Raw genomic sequence first — 15,059 nt, 5'->3', positions numbered from 1 at the left:
TCCCTGGCGCAAACACCCGCTTTTTCACTGCTTCACAAGCAAATTCATTCGGCATAGACTGGGTTTTCAGGGACTGGGTCATAACACTGACTCGGCCTTCAGCATCATCAGCTTTCGCATGCATCGTGTTGCGTCGTGTTGCGCAGTGCTGAGTCGTCTTGCATCAACCGTATTTCGTAGTGATCCGCAGATCGTTCCGGCCGCGCCGGTTCGATGTGTCCACCAACGTACGAACGAGGCGACACTGATGGCCGATACGAGTTACATGGCGCGCAAATCCGTCGATGACATCATCAAGAGTGCTGACGGAGGAGAACGCCCGCTGGCCAAAACGCTGGGCGCGCTCAGCATCACGGCAATGGGTATCGGCGCGATTATCGGCGCGGGCATCTTCGTCTTGACGGGCACTGCTGCCGCTCAGTTCGCAGGACCAAGCATTATCTTGTCGTTCGTGCTGGGCGGCATTGCATGCGCATTCGTGGGCTTGTGTTACTCGGAACTCGCGGCCATGCTGCCCGTCTGCGGCAGCAGTTACACCTACACGTATGCCACGCTCGGGGAAGTATTCGCGTGGATCATCGGGTGGGATTTGATACTCGAATACGCGATGGGCGCAGCCACCGTCGCAGTCGGCTGGTCGGGGTATATCGTCAGCTTGCTGCATAACCTCGGCATCAGCGTACCACCGCGCTTCGCCGCCGCACCGGGCACCATCGTGAAACTCGCCGATGGCACTTCCGTCACCGGCGTGGTCAACCTGCCGGCTGTATTGATCATCGCGTTGCTCACGCTCATGCTCGTGATGGGCACCAAGGAGTCGGCGCGGCTCAACAATGTGATGGTCGCGATCAAGTTGTTCGTGGTCGTCGCGTTCCTTGCGCTCGGCGTGTTCTTCGTGCATCCGGCGAACTGGCATCCGTTCATTCCGCCCAACACCGGCGAGTTCGGCAACTTCGGCATGAGCGGAATCTTGCGTGGATCGGCGGTGGTGTTCTTTGCGTTTATCGGCTTCGATGCCGTTTCCACTGCGGCCCAGGAAGCTCGCAAGCCACAACGTGACATGCCTATCGGCATTCTCGGGTCGCTCGTGATCTGCACTGTGCTTTATATCGCGGTCGCGGGCGTGCTCACAGGCCTCGTGCCTTATGGCGAACTGAATGTGCCTGATCCGATCGCCAAGGGCGTCGATGTGATCGGCCTCACGTGGTTTTCCATTCTCATCAAGGTAGGCGCGCTCACCGGCCTGACGACGGTGATCCTTGTGTTGCTTTACGGCCAGAGCCGGATCTTTTTCACGATGTCGCAAGACGGCCTGTTGCCCGGAGTCTTTGCGCGGGTTCATCCGCGATTGAAGACCCCGCATCTGAGCCAGACCATGATTGGCGCAGTGGTCGCCGTGGTCGCAGCATTTACGCCGATCAGCGTATTGGGCGAGATGGTAAGCATAGGGACGCTGTTCGCGTTCGTGCTCGTATGCGGCGCGGTGATCTATTTACGGCGCAGCGACTCGGACGCAAGCCGGCCGTTTCGTGTGCCGGGCGTCCCTGTCGTGCCGATTCTCGGCATCCTGTTTTGTTTGCTGCTCATGACCGGGTTGCCGCTGGTCACGTGGATGCGTCTTGTCGTCTGGCTGGTGATCGGACTTGTGATCTACGTGTCGTACGGACGCAATCACTCGCGCCTGCGGCATCCCGAAACACATAGCCACTGAGATTGCTCCGGGACAATCAGGCGGGCAGGATATTCGATGCCTGCTTGCCCTTCGGACCCTGGCCAATATCGAAACTGACCTTCTGATTCTCCAGCAGCGTCTTGAATCCTTCGGTCTTGATCTCCGAGAAATGCGCGAACAATTCCTCGCTGCCATCGTCCGGCGTGATGAAACCAAACCCCTTCGCGTCGTTGAACCACTTTACTCGTCCGGTCGGCATGGCCGTCTCCTGGCTGTAAAAAGGACGAACGGTAGCACGCAATGCACGGCGAGTTTCGTTCCAGTCAAGCTTTGTTTGGCGAACTTCACCTCAATCAGGCCTTCCCGGAGCTCATCAAACCGGCCCGATTCCCCGCATCAGCATTGCAACAGCGTGCCGCGCGATGTTGTCGCGCCTCGGCTTGACTCCATGCTCCTCGGCCCATTTGAAGTTCGCCGCGAGCGGCAGCAACGTGAGCCCGAACAATGAAACGAACAACAACGTGGGCTCCAGATGCGGATTGAGCTTGCCCTCCTTCTGCCACCGCTCAATGCGTTCAATCGATGCCTGCTGGTTTGCATCGCCGAAACGCTCTGCGATTCGCTGGCGTAGCAGGCCGCCCTCGCTGATCACCTCGCGAATCCAGAGTGTCGCAAACCACGGATTCTGCTCGGACACCGTCGCGAGCCCTTCTACGAACGCTAGCAGCGCGTCGGCCGGTTCCGCATCCGAATTGGCAAACGCGGAACCCAGCTTGGCGCGCAACGGCACGAAACGCTCGTCGATCAACACATCAAGAAGCTGTTCGCGCGTCTTGAAGTAGTAATGAACCATGGCCGGCGTGACACCCGCTTCCCTAGCGATCGCGCCAAGCGTGGTTTCCATGATTCCCCGGCGCGCAAACAACAACAGTGCGACATCGAGCAAAAGCTCTCGCGGCTCGCCGTGTTGCCCGCCCGTCGGCCGTCCGCGACGACGAACAGGTTTTTCTGCTTCTGGCGAAACATTACTTCGGGAAGCTTCGGTTACATTTTTAGTCATAGGAGCAATTGACCCGGGAAAAGACACCGCCTAATATTAACTTCCATGTTAATTAATTCCAGGCGCCTGAATGGAAACCTTGCAACCCACCGTTGCGCTTCCCGCAATCGAACGACCGCCCATCCGGCTGCTTTTTACGGCGCTGCTGCTCGTCATGCTGCTCGGCGCGCTCGACCAGACGATTGTCTCGACAGCGCTTCCGACTATCGTGGGCGAGCTTGGGGGACTTGAAAGCCTGTCCTGGGTGGTGACTTCCTATCTGCTGACGTCCACTATCGTGGTGCCGCTGTATGGCAAGTTCGGCGATCTGTTCGGCCGCAAGGTCGTGATCCAGGCGGCCATCCTGATCTTTCTGGCTGGCTCGATCCTGTGCGGCGTCGCGCAGAACATGACGCAGCTGATCGTCTTGCGGGCGTTGCAGGGGCTCGGCGGCGGCGGCCTGATGGTCGTGACCATGGCAGCCATTGCCGACGTGATCCCGCCTGCGGAACGCGGCCGCTATCAAGGCTTGTTCGGCGGCGTGTTCGGCGTGGCTACGGTGCTTGGGCCCTTGCTGGGCGGATTTATTGTCGAGCATCTTTCATGGCGCTGGATCTTCTATATCAACGTGCCGTTGGGCGTTGTGGCGCTGATCGTGATCGGGCTGGTGTTCAAGCCGCATGTGGCGCATGTGAAGCATAAAATCGATTACATGGGCGCTGCGTTTTTGGCTGCATCGCTCACTTGTATCATTCTTTTTACCAGTCAGGGAGGCACGTTGCTACCCTGGAGTTCGCCGCAGTTGTGGTTCACGCTGGCGCTCGGGATCATCACCCTGGGTGGTTTCATACATGAAGAACGTCTTGCCGACGAACCAATTATGCCGCTTGAGCTCTTCAAGGACCGCACTTTTGTTTTGAGCGGATTGATCGGGTTCATCGTTGGCTTCTCACTGTTTGGCGCAACCACGTTCCTGCCGCTTTACCTTCAGGTCGCCAAGGGCTCGACGCCGTCACAAGCCGGCTTGCAAGTCCTGCCCATGATGGCCGGCGTTCTTTCAACGTCCATTATCAGCGGCCGGGTGATCAGCAAGATTGGCAAGTATCGCTGGTTCCCAATCTGCGGAACGGCGTTGGTGGCGGTTGCAATGTTCCTGCTGTCACGGCTCGAATTGGCCACGCCGCTGCACATCATGTATTTGTACATGCTGCTGCTCGGACTCGGTCTCGGGATGGTCATGCAAGTGCTCGTGCTGGCGGTGCAAAATGCGGTCGCGTTCAAGCATGTTGGCGTGGCGACATCCGGCGCGACGCTGTTCCGCTCTATCGGCGGTTCGGTCGGTGTAGCGACATTCGGTGCGATCTTTTCCAACGGCCTGCAAACACGGCTCGCCGATGCACTTCCGGCGGGCGTCGATATGCCAAGGTCCATGGGACCCGCGATGGTCCATCAGTTGCCCGCTGCAGCCCGCGATGTTTATCTCAACGCGTTCGCCGGTTCCATGCATGTAGTGTTTCTGGTGGCGAGCGCCGTTGTGTTGCTGGCCTTCGCGTTGTCGTGGTTCATGCAGGACCGGCCATTGAGGAAATAAAGGGAAAGCGTTGATGCGTCGGCTTTGATTTGAGGTTGTCTGGTATAAGCTGACGCACTTTCTATAAAGGACCTTGTCCCATGAAGCTCAAGCATTTGATCATTGTCTCCACACTCGGCGTCTTCGCGCTCATCTCTGGCGGAGCGTCCGCCGAAACGTATCACTTCGGCGAAGGACAATCGTCGATGTCCGGCAATGGAACCGCAAAACATCATTCGTCTGCGCCCAAGCATCGCAAGCACGGCAAGACGCGCAACACCGCGTCTTGAGCATAACGTTCCGGCTTGATCTGGAACGGGCTGCGGCTTCCCGAACGTGTAGACCGCAGTTGGTTCGCCCTTTCAGATTGCGCGCAGCTACTTGCCATCATGACTTCCCGGCATCAATCGATTTTTCTTCAGGCGATTAATCACGGAACATCGTGCCCCAGTCGCGGGCATGAATGCGCACAAACGCACCACACATAAACCTCCCGCGCTTGACCCGACACGAGCAGATTTTGTCCGTTGCGTGCCGCTCCGACATATAAAGACATCAGATAAGTGCATTCGAGACAGAGCACGTCTCGCAAAAGCCGACTCGCATAAACAGGCCTGATACTCGCTGTTGACGAGGCTGAATTCACTCAGCCCTCGTGGGTATCAGCCATGCACCAGACCCAAGCCTCAAGAAAAATTCCCGTGACCGTGATCTCCGGTTTCCTCGGTGCGGGCAAGACCACGCTCGTCAATCACCTCATGCAGCAACACACCGGCGGACGCATCGGCGTGGTCGTGAACGAGTTCGGCGAAGTCGGCATAGATGGTCAATTGATCGTTGCCGAGGAGGAGGCGCTGATCGAAATCAATAACGGCTGCGTGTGCTGCACCGTGCGCGCCGATCTGGTCGCGAGCGTGAAAGAACTGCTGGCACGAACGCAAGATCCATCGCATGGCGGGATCGACCGGTTGATCGTGGAAACGTCCGGGCTTGCCGATCCCGCGCCGGTGCTCCAGACCTTTCTTGCAGACCCTGACTTGCGGGAAGCGGTCGAACTCGAATCGGTCGTAACCGTGGTCGATGCGCATCATTTCGGCCAGCAACTCCATGACGAGATTGTCCGCGAACAAGTTGCGTTCGCCGATGTGATCGTGATCAACAAGATCGACCTCATCGATCAATCCGCGCTCGAGCAACTCGAATTTCAAATACGCGCGCTCAATCCGACAGCGTCCATCACCACCACAAATCAATCGCGCGTTGCCGCCAATTCACTGCTTGGCGTGCGGCGCTTTTCCTTGCCCGCGCTTCTGGGACTGGAACCCGATCTGCTCGATGAAAACGCTCACGACCACGAGCACGATGCCTCCATTCAGTCTTGCGCGTTGATCGAAGCAGGCGCTCTCGACCCGGACCGGTTCAACCGATGGATCAATCAGCTCGTGCAGGAACGTGGTCAACAACTGATGCGCATGAAGGGCGTGCTGCATTTTGAATCGGAGCCGCGCCAGTTTCACTTTCATAGCGTTCACATGCTGCTCGAAGGCCGTCCTGGCCGGGCATGGCGCGCAGATGAAACGCGTGAAAACAAGTTTGTTTTCATCGGCCGCGATCTCGATATGCCGCGCCTTCGCGAAGCGTTCGTGAACTGCCTTCACTCGTAGCGAATCCCTAACCCTCAAGGAGCCTGCAATGAAAAAGTCCGAAGCGTTCACGGTCAGCATCGGTGTATTGGCAGTCGTTGATACCTATGTCACCGCTACCGTTTTTCCCGTCCCGGTATGGGTGACGTTCATCGCCTGGGCGTCGTTCTTCGTGGTCGGCGGAGGCTCGGCCGGGTTTATTCAAAGCGTTGCATCGAACCTGGTCGGGCTCGTGATTGCATCGCTATCTCTGCTCGCCATCGCAAGCTCGGCACAGACGCCGATCGTGGCCGCGATATGCGTAGGCGTGGGCAGCGCGGCGATGGTGCAAGCGTCGAAGCTCAAATTGCTGAACGTGCTGCCCGCCGTGGTGTGGGGCTTTGCGTCCACGGTCGGCACCACGGTTGCAACGGGCAAGGCGATCACGACCGCCGGCATCCATAACCCCGCGCTCGTTGCCGCGGCCGCGCTGATTACCGGGGCGCTGTTCGGGATCGTTTCGGAAGTGCTCGGCGACGCGCTGACGCGCAAACCCGAACCGCAACTCAACTGACTTCACTGACGAAGGAGACTACCGAATGAAACTACAGCACAACCTGGGCGGACTCGAAAACCTCGGCCCGGTGAATGTCGAAACCAATGTGTTCGTGCAGCCCTGGGAACAGCGCATTTTCGGCATACACACGGTCATGATGGCGGAGAGCATGCATCTCGCAGACGCGTTGCCGCGCTATCCCATTGCCGAGTTGCCGACTACGTTCAAGAACACATGGACGTGGGCGTCGCTGCGTACCGGCGCAGAAGGCATGCAGCCGTTCGAGTACTTCAAGTATCGTTATTACGAAAAATGGCTGATGGGCATCTCGCAGTTTTTTATCGACGAAGGTTATGTGTCCGCCGACGAACTCGATGAAAAAACCCGTCACTATCGTGCCAATCCGCAAGCTGCGCTTCCCAGTCAACCCAATCCGGCAATTGCCCAGCAGATCAGCGCTTATCTGGTGAAAGGCGATTCAGGCTTCCACGAGTTCGAGGAAGCGCCGCGTTTTGCGAAAGGCGCGCGTGTGCGCGTGGCGGATCCCGACGCGGTGGATCACACGCGGCTGCCAGGGTATCTACGCAATAAAACGGGCACGGTGGACCTCGTCTATCCCGGCGCGTTTTCCTACTTCGTCTCGACAGGACCGGACGGGATTGGTCATGCAATGCCGGTGTATCGCGTGGCGCTCCATGCCGCGGATATCTGGGGCGAGGAAAAGAGCGAGCCCAACACGACCATCTACGCTGACCTGTTCGATGCTTACCTGCTTGCATCCAACTAAACCACGCAAGGAATCGAGACCATGAGCGAACTATTCAAATACGACGATGAACGTGAAGCGGCCAGCGCCGCCAAAGTGCGCGCACTTGAAGCGCTGCTGATCGAAAAAGGCGTGCTGGGCAGTGATTCTGTCGATACCGTGCTCGGGCATTTCGAAACGATCGCGGGTCCGTTCAACGGCGCGCGAATTGTTGCGCGCGCCTGGGTGGACCCTGCGTTCAAGCAACTTCTCATAGACGATACACCGAAGGCCATTGCCTCGATGAACCTGCCGCAAGGCATGGATGGCGCGGAAGGCGAGCACATGGCAGCCGTTGCGAACGGCGACGGCGTGCACAACTTGATCATCTGCACGCTGTGCTCGTGCTACCCGTGGCCAGTGCTCGGCCTGCCGCCGTACTGGTACAAGGACCCCGTATTCCGCGCGCGCGGCGTGCGTGAACCGCGTGCCGTACTGCGCGAATTCGGCGTGCCCGTGGCGCCGGAAACGGAAGTCAAGGTCTGGGACAGCAGCGCGCAGATCCGATGGTTCGTCGTGCCCGAGCGTCCCGCTGGAACGGAGAACATGAGCGAGGACGAGCTGGCCGCGCTGATCACACCGGAGGCGATGATGGGCGTCGCGCTCGTGCCGTCGCCGCTGTCGACTTCATCTGGCGTGTCCTGATCATGTTCACTCGCTTCGAGGAATACGCCGCGTCGAGCATGCTCGGCCAACCTGATTCGCCGCCCCGTCTGCAAGGCAAGTTTCTATTCGACAAACCCTGGGAACGCGAAGTATTCGGCCTTGCGCTGTCGTTGTCGAAGGCGGGATATTTCGAATGGGAAGCCTTCAGGCAGAACCTGATTGAGTCGATTGCGCAATGGGAAGACGGCTATTGCGAAGGGCAACCACGTTGGGACTATTACGAACGCTTTTTCGTCGCGCTAAAGAAAACGCTCGTTGATGCAGGCGTGCTGTCGACTTCGGAAATGGCAGGTATCGATGCCGTATTTGCAAGCGCCGGCGCTTAGGAAATTCACGCACACAACTCGGGCTCACGCCCTCAGGAGAATCTCATGATGAACGACGCTGTACTCGATCCCGTTGCATTGCCTACTCCCCTCCCTATTCGCGAACTGATGCCGTGGGCAATTTTCGGCGGCTTGCTTATGCTCCTTGCCATTTATTTTGTCGGTGCGGAAGAAGGTGCGACCTCGCTGATTCCGGGAATGTATGTGCACGAATTTGTCCACGATGGCCGGCATCTTCTCGGTTTTCCTTGCCACTGATACGGAGATTCCCATGGTCGGTAAATTATTGGTGCGCGGAATGCTTGCGGGAATTGCCGCGGGCTTGCTGACTTTCGGTTTTGCAAAAATCGCAGGCGAACCGCAAGTCGATCAGGCAATATCGTTCGAGCAAAAAGCCGATGAAGCCAAAGGCGAAGCGCCCGAACCCGAACTCGTCAGCCGCCACACGCAAGCGGGTATCGGATTGCTGACCGGGGTCCTTGCATACGGCGCGGCCATAGGCGGATTGTTTGCGCTGAGTTTTGCCGCGATGATCGGCAGGGTTGGCAAGCTTGGTCCGAAACCCTTGTCTGCGCTGATCGCGTCAGGCGGATTCGTGGTCCTGGTGCTAGTGCCCGGAATCAAATATCCTGCGAATCCGCCATCGGTTGGAGATCCGGAGACTATTGGATATAGAACAGGTCTCTATTTTCTGATGATTGTTATTTCCTTGGCGGTGATGGTGTTTTCGCTTGGCGTCCGGCGCGCCGCGCTAAGCCGGCTTGGTGCATGGAACGCGTCTATTTTTGGCGGTGCAGTATTTGTTGTGCTTATAGCCGCCGTACAAATCGCGATGCCTGCAATCAATGAAGTGCCAGGCGCATTCCCGGCCGTGCTGCTGTGGAAATTTCGGCTTGCAGCTTTCGGAATGCAAGTGGTCATGTGGACTGCGCTCGGACTTTTGTTTGGAGTTTTGGCACAGCAAAGCCTGTATGGAACGTCGTTGCGGCGAACCATGCCGCGAGCTTATATCAACAGCTAGCCGTCGATCCTGGAACTGCGTATGCGCAAGATCACCGTCGCCATGGTGTTGTTTCCCGGCTTTCAGTTGCTCGACATTGCAGGCCCCAAAGATGCGTTCGCCGAAGTTCGCATCCTGAGCCAAGGGGAATGTGAGTACGAGATGCTGACCGTCGGGACAACGCGCGGCTCCGTACAGTCGTCGAGCGGTCTCACTGTCGTGCCGGACAGAACGATATTCGACCCGTGCCCGCAATTCGATACGGTGATCATTCCAGGCGGCCTCGGCATTTTTGAAGTGCTTGAAGATTCCACGCTTAGCGAGTGGCTCGTCAGGCAGCGCCGTATCAGCCGGCGTATTGCTGCAATCTGCAATGGCGTGTTTGCATTCGGCGCGGCCGGCATGATCGATAACCGGACGGTCACCACTCACTGGATGGACGCAGCGCGCCTCGCCTCCATGTTCCCGAAGGCGAATGTGGAACCCGATCAGATCTACGTCAAGGACGAGGGCATTTATACGACTGCGGGCGTGACGGCGGGCATCGACCTGGCGCTCGTGATGATCGAGGAGGACTTCGGCAAGAAGATGGCACTCGATGTCGCCAAGTATTTGATCGTGTATGTCCGGCGCGCAGGCGGTCAATCGCAGTTCAGTCCATTGCTCGAAACTCAAGGTGCCGCCGATTCGCAGATCCAGCCGGTGCGGCAATACCTGCTCGACAATCTTCATCTGCCGCACACAATGTCGTCGCTTGCCCAGCGGCTGAACATGAGCGCGCGCAATCTGTCGCGGGTTTTCAGCAAGGAATGCGGCGTGAGCCTGATGGCGTTTCTCAACGACGCGCGTATCGACGCCGCCCGGCGTTATCTCGAGAGCACGGATCATGCGGTATCCGTGATCGCGCGCCGATGTGGCTTCGAAAGCGCCGATACGCTTAGGCGGACGTTCAGCAAGCGCTTGCACATCAGCCCGATGGAATACCGTCAGCGGTTCCGGTCGAACGACTCGAGCAATTCCGAGAGCGTGCCAAAGCGCGATCGAGTGTCCGAGAAGGTTTGATCAAGGCCCGTGGCCGGTGAATCCCGCAAAGCTCCACATACATTCATTTCGCGTGAGCACGTGTTCTATCGCATTGACGACGGGAACGCATGCCAATCCTCGTTGAGTGATGACCATCGTTTGAAACGATCAAGGCCACTGCTTTATTCCACCACATTAGAAAAATAAATGCCGCCGGTCATGCGCATTTAAAGCAACGCTCTTCCCCGCATTTAGTTAGGAACGCCGATAAAAATTTTGGTGGAAATACTTTGGAATAAATCATTCGATGCGCGCGTTCAGAGTGAGACGTCCGGACGCTTGAAGGAGACCGGCAACCGGCTGCGCAGGCAGCGGGCGCCCGTGTCCGGCGAGTCCGCGTCATCTGTTCTCCGGCCTTCGACCACGAAGCGGCCTGGCGAACACCACTCATATCGCAAGAGGAGAATTCCAATGAAACCCAAACAGAAGCTTGCCTTGTCCGTGATGCTCGGACTCACCGTTGCAACGCTTTCGGCATGCGGCGGCAGCAATTCCAGCTCGAACAACAACATGACGCTGACGGGCCCGTTCAAGACCACCTTGCTGGTATCCGATGGCAGCACGCCAGCCGCTCATACCGACGCCAACCTGCAGAACGGCTGGGGCATCGCGTTCAATCCTACGGGCGTCGTGTGGGTATCGGACAACGCCACGAGCAAGTCCACGCTGTACGACGGCAACGGCGTGCCGCAGTCGCTCGTGGTCAGCATTCCCGCCGCTGCAAACGGCCGGCCGGGCGGCCCGACGGGCATCGTGTTCAACACCAGCACCGACTTCCAGATCAGCGCAAACGGCGCCACGAGCAACGCGCTGTTCATGTGGGCAACCGAAGCCGGCACCATCGCCGGCTGGTCGCCCAAGGTGCTGCCGACATCGGCTGTCATCGCCTTCGACGATGGTGCCGGCGCCGCGGTCTATAAAGGCCTGGCGATCGGCAAGAACGCGACGGGTAACTTCCTGTACGCGACCGACTTCCATAACAACAAGGTCGATGTCTTCGATAAAAACTTCAGCAAGGTCCAGCTCGCCGGCAGCTTCCAGGACCCGTCGCTGCCCGCGGGCTTCGCACCGTTCGGCATCAACGTGACGGGCACGACGGTCACGCTCACCTACGCGAAGCAAGGCACGGACGACCGCAAGCAGGTCAACGGCGCGGGTAACGGCGTGATCGATACCTTCGATACCGACGGCCGCTTCATCAAGCGCATTGCCTCGGGTGGCGCATTGAACTCGCCGTGGGGAATCGCAATGGCGCCGGCCAACTTCGGCGCGGCCAGCAACGACCTGCTGATCGGCAACTTTGGCGACGGCACCATCAATGCGTTCAATCCGGCGACAGGCGCGTTTTTGGGCGCGTTGACGCAGGCGGATGGCACGCCGATCAAGCAAACGGGCATCTGGGGAATGTCGTTCGGCAATGACGTGGCGAGCCAGCCGGCCAATACGTTGTTCTTCGCAGCCGGCCCGACTCCGACGACCGGCATTTACGGCCGTATCGATGCGCAGTAAGCAGGTGAGGAAGCAGTCGCTGCCGCCAGTCACGCGGTGGCAGCGAAAGATGCGCTGCACAAAAAAGCACCCATTTAATCGCACAGCCTGAAGAGGCCCGTCCGCCAACGGTCTTGAGATTTACTATCGGGGCTTTCACTAACTCCCATATTTTTTTGGCTTGGTAACCTGCTGCGATTCTATTGCGGACATAATCCGCGGAATGTAAGCCGTCCGGCGGTGAGGGACCTCGCGCCGGACGAACCTGGACAACAACCTGTCCGGGACGTACCGACCACCTTTGGAGTAAAAACAGTGAAAAAACTGCTCGCGGCTTTGACGATCTCTTTGCTTGCCGTCACATCGATCACCTCCGTCACCGCCAATGCGAAGGATTACTCGACCATCCGTTTCGGCGTCGACGCCAGCTACGCCCCGTTCGAATCGAAAGGTCCGGATGGCAAGCTGGTCGGATTCGACATCGATCTCGGCAATGAAATCTGCGCGCGCCTGAAGGCGAAGTGCGTATGGGTGGAAAACGATTTCGACGGCATGATTCCGGCGCTGAAAGCCAAGAAGTTCGACGGCGTTCTTTCGTCGATGTCCATGACGCCGCAGCGCGCCGAACAAATTGCGTTCTCGAGCAAGCTGTTCAACACGCCAACGCGCCTGATCGCCAAGAAGGGCAGCGGCATCTTGCCGACGGCCGATGGCCTGAAGGGCAAGACAGTCGGTGTCGAGCAAGGCACCATCCAGGAAACCTACGCCAAGACCTACTGGGCAGCCAAGGGCGTGACGGTTACGCCGTATCAGAACCAGGACGGCGTCTACGCCGACTTGCTGGCTGGACGTCTGGACGCAGCGCTGCAGGACGCAGTGCAAGCCGATGTGGGCTTCCTGAAGACCCCGCGCGGCGCCGGTTATGACTTCGTGGGCAAGGATCTCGTCGATGAAAAGATCCTCGGCAACGGCGCTGGCATTGGCCTGCGCAAGGAAGACACCGACTTGAAGGCACAGATCGACAAGGCCATTGCGTCGATCATCAAGGACGGCACGTACAAGAAGCTCGAGAAGAAATATTTCGACTTCGACGTGTACGGCGGCTAAATAGCGCCTGAGTCGCTTCAAAAAACGGGCTCCGCGTCATTGCGGAGCCCGTTTTGTTTTAGCAGTCCACGCGCGCGGCGCGCGGCAAACCAGCCGTTTTCGGCTAAGATCGAATGTCCGGAGCAGGCGGCATCGAGGTCGAACCGGGCTCGCAACACGCGCCGCGACCGCGGGTCTACGCCGCCCCGCTCTCCTGAACACGCCGACATCACTCATCGAAGCGCGAAGCCCTGACGGCTCATCGCGCGTCCGACCACCATGCAAACCAAAACGCACACCCTGATTTCCCCGTCGCTCGGCACGAGCCGCAATATTCTGAGCTTTCATTACGGGCCCGGCGGCGGCGAAAAAATCTACATTCAGTCTTCGCTGCACGCCGACGAACTGCCCGGCATGCTGACCGCGTGGCGCTTGCGCCGCCAGCTCGCCGAATTCGAGACCGCGGGCAAGCTGCGCGGCGAAGTGGTGATCGTGCCGGTGCCGAATCCTATCGGCTTGAATCAGAACATGCACGGCACCTTGCTCGGCCGGTTCGAGCTGAACAGCGGTCACAACTTCAATCGCAATTTCCATGATCTCGGCGCGCTGATTGCATCGCGTATCGAGGGCCGGCTTTCCGGCGATATCAACGAAAACAAGCGCGCCGTACGTGAAGCCATGCGTGCCGCGCTCGACGAACAAACGCCGCAGACCGAACTCGAATCGCAACGCCTTGCGCTGCAAAAATTGTCGTATGACGCCGATGTCGTCCTCGACCTGCATTGCGATCTCGACGCCGCGCTGCATATCTACACGAATCCGGACATCTGGGAAGAAGTCGAACCGCTTGCGCGTTATCTGGATTCGAAGGCGTCGCTGCTTGCGCTGAATTCGGTGGGCAATCCCTTCGATGAAATCCACAGCTTTTGCTGGTCGGATTTGCGCGCGAAGTTCGGCGAGCGGTTTCCGATCCCGAACGGCGGCATCTCGGTGACGGTGGAATTGCGTAGCCAGCACGACGTATCGTATGAATTCGCCGATGCCGACGCGCAGGGCATCATCAATTATTTGATGCATCGCGGGGTGATCGATGCGCTCGCGCCGGTCATGCCGGAGTTGTCGTATCCGGCGACGCCGCTTGCCGGGGCGGAGCCGATTGTCGCGCCTGGGAGTGGCGTGCTCGTGTTTCGCGCGAAAGTGGGTGCTATGGTCGAGGCGGGTGAGGCTGTGGCCGATGTGATCGATCCTCTTTCCGATACTGTTACCACGCTGTACAGCACAGTGTCGGGGATCTTGTATGCGCGACAGATTGCGCGGTTTACTACGGCGGGGATGGAGGTGGCGCGCATTGCCAGCGCGACGGCTTTTCGGACGGGGTCGTTGTTATCGGCGTGAGTTGCTGGGGTTTGGTCGGTGGGGGTTGGTGGGGTTTGTGTTGGGTTGTTGCTGGTTAGGTCTTCGCGGGTTTCTTGTTAGTCGTTCTCTTTAGCACCGTTAGCCACTGGCCGTGGCGGGACTTCATTTCGCGAGGTTTGACGCTGTTGCTTGAGCGGTTGTTTGTAGTTGTCGGGGGTGATGCTGGGTTGCTGCTGCTTGAGTGATCTCGGGTTTCTTGCTATCTGTTTTCTTTAGCACTGTTAGCCACTGTCCGTGGCGGGACTTCATTTCTTTGTCCAACGGCGACAAAGAAACGAAGCAAAGAAAACGCCTCCCAACCGCTAATTCTTAAGTCCGTGGCGGGACTTCATTTCTTTGTCCAACGGCGACAAAGAAACGAAGCAAAGAAAACGCCTCCCAACCGCTAATTCTTAAGTGTCCACAGCGTGCAAGCACTACTGTTTGGCACGCAAGAAGCACCCTCAGCGCATAACCACGTCCCGCTGAAACCCTCCCGCTCCGGCAACAGACACCCACACGCTTCGCCACGAGTGTGGGAATCCACTAACCAGGCGTCCGCGCTGCGCGCGCTGGCGCCCAAACAGAAAAGGCGGCCAAATTGGCGGCGAAGTCTGTAGGTCAAGATGCTTTGGACTGGTTTTTGGGCTCAACCCTTCGTTAAGCGTTGGACGGGTTTCCGTATTAATGGATTCCGACGCAGGTGGCGAAGCGTGTGGGTATGTGTTGACGGAGCAGGAGGGTTTCAACT

General features: G+C 58.3%; 16 protein-coding genes. 14 read left to right on the top strand and 2 right to left on the bottom strand.

Annotation, left to right across the window (positions count from 1 at the left end):
• Positions 1–247: 247 nt before the first annotated feature.
• Entirely contained in the window at positions 248–1,711 is a 1,464-nt protein-coding gene (locus ASG35_RS24095) for an amino acid permease (RefSeq protein WP_056363574.1), read from the top strand.
• Positions 1,712–1,727: 16 nt separating this feature from the next.
• Here ASG35_RS24095 and ASG35_RS24090 read toward each other — a convergent pair whose 3' ends face one another.
• Positions 1,728–1,931, bottom strand: a complete 204-nt coding sequence (locus ASG35_RS24090; protein ID WP_056363573.1) for a cold-shock protein — start codon at positions 1,929–1,931, stop codon at positions 1,728–1,730.
• A gap of 114 nt (positions 1,932–2,045) precedes the next feature.
• Positions 2,046–2,576 (bottom strand): TetR/AcrR family transcriptional regulator, encoded by a 531-nt coding sequence (locus ASG35_RS24085; RefSeq protein WP_442854860.1) that lies wholly within the window; start codon positions 2,574–2,576, stop codon positions 2,046–2,048.
• A 226-nt stretch (positions 2,577–2,802) separates the two neighbouring features.
• Here ASG35_RS24085 and ASG35_RS24080 point away from each other — a divergent pair, with 226 nt between their 5' ends.
• From ASG35_RS24080 to ASG35_RS24020, 13 genes are all read left to right on the top strand, one after another.
• Positions 2,803–4,302, top strand: a complete 1,500-nt coding sequence (locus tag ASG35_RS24080; RefSeq protein WP_056363571.1) for an MDR family MFS transporter — start codon at positions 2,803–2,805, stop codon at positions 4,300–4,302.
• Between the two features lie 80 nt (positions 4,303–4,382).
• Positions 4,383–4,571 carry a hypothetical protein gene (locus ASG35_RS24075; protein ID WP_056363570.1) on the top strand — a complete coding sequence of 63 codons (189 nt, stop codon included), beginning with the start codon at positions 4,383–4,385 and terminating at the stop codon, positions 4,569–4,571.
• Positions 4,572–4,982: 411 nt separating this feature from the next.
• Positions 4,983–5,945, top strand: coding sequence for a CobW family GTP-binding protein (locus ASG35_RS24070; protein WP_235527684.1), 963 nt, complete (start codon positions 4,983–4,985; stop codon positions 5,943–5,945).
• Positions 5,946–5,973: 28 nt separating this feature from the next.
• On the top strand, positions 5,974–6,477 hold the full coding sequence (locus ASG35_RS24065) for a DUF1097 domain-containing protein (RefSeq protein WP_056363568.1): 504 nt from the start codon (positions 5,974–5,976) through the stop codon (positions 6,475–6,477).
• Positions 6,478–6,502: 25 nt separating this feature from the next.
• Positions 6,503–7,246 (top strand): nitrile hydratase subunit beta, encoded by a 744-nt coding sequence (gene nthB, locus ASG35_RS24060; RefSeq protein WP_056363567.1) that lies wholly within the window; start codon positions 6,503–6,505, stop codon positions 7,244–7,246.
• Positions 7,247–7,267: 21 nt separating this feature from the next.
• A complete protein-coding gene (gene nthA, locus ASG35_RS24055) occupies positions 7,268–7,909 on the top strand; it encodes a nitrile hydratase subunit alpha (protein ID WP_056363566.1) in 642 nt (213 codons plus the stop codon).
• 2 nt (positions 7,910–7,911) lie between these two features.
• On the top strand, positions 7,912–8,256 hold the full coding sequence (locus ASG35_RS24050) for a nitrile hydratase accessory protein (protein WP_056363565.1): 345 nt from the start codon (positions 7,912–7,914) through the stop codon (positions 8,254–8,256).
• A 48-nt stretch (positions 8,257–8,304) separates the two neighbouring features.
• The gene (locus ASG35_RS24045; RefSeq protein WP_056363876.1) at positions 8,305–8,514 is read left to right on the top strand and encodes a CbtB domain-containing protein; all 210 of its coding nucleotides are present in this window, start codon (positions 8,305–8,307) and stop codon (positions 8,512–8,514) included.
• Positions 8,515–8,527: 13 nt separating this feature from the next.
• Positions 8,528–9,277, top strand: coding sequence for a CbtA family protein (locus ASG35_RS24040; RefSeq protein ID WP_056363564.1), 750 nt, complete (start codon positions 8,528–8,530; stop codon positions 9,275–9,277).
• A 21-nt stretch (positions 9,278–9,298) separates the two neighbouring features.
• Positions 9,299–10,318 carry a GlxA family transcriptional regulator gene (locus ASG35_RS24035; protein WP_056363563.1) on the top strand — a complete coding sequence of 340 codons (1,020 nt, stop codon included), beginning with the start codon at positions 9,299–9,301 and terminating at the stop codon, positions 10,316–10,318.
• Positions 10,319–10,750: 432 nt separating this feature from the next.
• On the top strand, positions 10,751–11,848 hold the full coding sequence (locus ASG35_RS24030; protein ID WP_056363562.1) for a TIGR03118 family protein: 1,098 nt from the start codon (positions 10,751–10,753) through the stop codon (positions 11,846–11,848).
• 294 nt (positions 11,849–12,142) lie between these two features.
• Positions 12,143–12,934 (top strand): ABC transporter substrate-binding protein, encoded by a 792-nt coding sequence (locus ASG35_RS24025; protein WP_056363561.1) that lies wholly within the window; start codon positions 12,143–12,145, stop codon positions 12,932–12,934.
• A gap of 258 nt (positions 12,935–13,192) precedes the next feature.
• Positions 13,193–14,308, top strand: a complete 1,116-nt coding sequence (locus ASG35_RS24020; protein ID WP_056363559.1) for a succinylglutamate desuccinylase/aspartoacylase family protein — start codon at positions 13,193–13,195, stop codon at positions 14,306–14,308.
• Positions 14,309–15,059: the final 751 nt, after the last annotated feature.

Origin of the sequence: Burkholderia sp. Leaf177 (assembly GCF_001424345.1) — a bacterium.
In the GTDB taxonomy this organism is placed as follows: domain Bacteria; phylum Pseudomonadota; class Gammaproteobacteria; order Burkholderiales; family Burkholderiaceae; genus Caballeronia.
This window is presented reverse-complemented; position numbering and strand designations above follow the sequence as displayed.